General features: G+C 43.7%; 1 protein-coding gene. It reads right to left on the reverse strand.

Translation table 11 applies throughout. From position 1 onward, the window contains the following. Positions 1 to 28: 28 nt before the first annotated feature. Positions 29 to 707: lipase secretion chaperone (locus tag A3739_RS06325; protein WP_231877023.1), on the reverse strand; the 679-nt coding region annotated here is incomplete at its 5' end.

Raw genomic sequence — 707 nt, forward strand, 5'->3', positions numbered from 1 at the left:
ACTTAGTGGAGCATTCTAAGTGCTTTATCTATTGGATTCGATCAAGCGCAATCACGCGCACTTTCTCGGAGCTAGAAAACAATGAATCTCTCAATAGCTCAAGCTCGGTGACCTTTACTTCGTCGCTGTAAGCATCGTTTAGTAAAATCTCATCGCGTTGACTTGTGTAGCTCGTGTATCTTGAATCCCATTCCTTACGTTGGGAGTCTAGGCTCGTTAAACGTTCTGCAGCCTCTTCGCCAACAGCTTCAACGCGCGCATTATATAGCTCTTCACCAGTAAGCTCTTGATTGTCAGTGGTGCTCTCACGCAGAACTTGAACTGGATTTGCGCCGCTTCTACTTTCGATAAACTCTGCCGGCATTTGTGCATCAAGTGATTCTAAAGCCGCTGATTTTTGCTCACTATTCATTGCTTGATCAGCGTTGATTCTGAGTCGCTCAATCATATATGCATCATACTGTTCACGCTCAGAATAAAATGCCTCATGCATTTCTAAGCCTAGGTTTTCAGCTCGAATTGACTTAAGTAACTGCAAGCGTTCGTCGATCAAATCAAGGTAACTACCACTTAAGCTCGACATTGGCCAGTCTGTAGTAAAGCTTTCAATTCGGCTTGAAAATGTAAGTTCTAGGTCCATTACCGCGGTTTTGTATGCAACGTACGATTCTAAAGATTGAAGTGCTTGGCTTAAGGCTGGCTCTTCT

The organism is Oleiphilus sp. HI0067 (assembly GCF_001635735.1).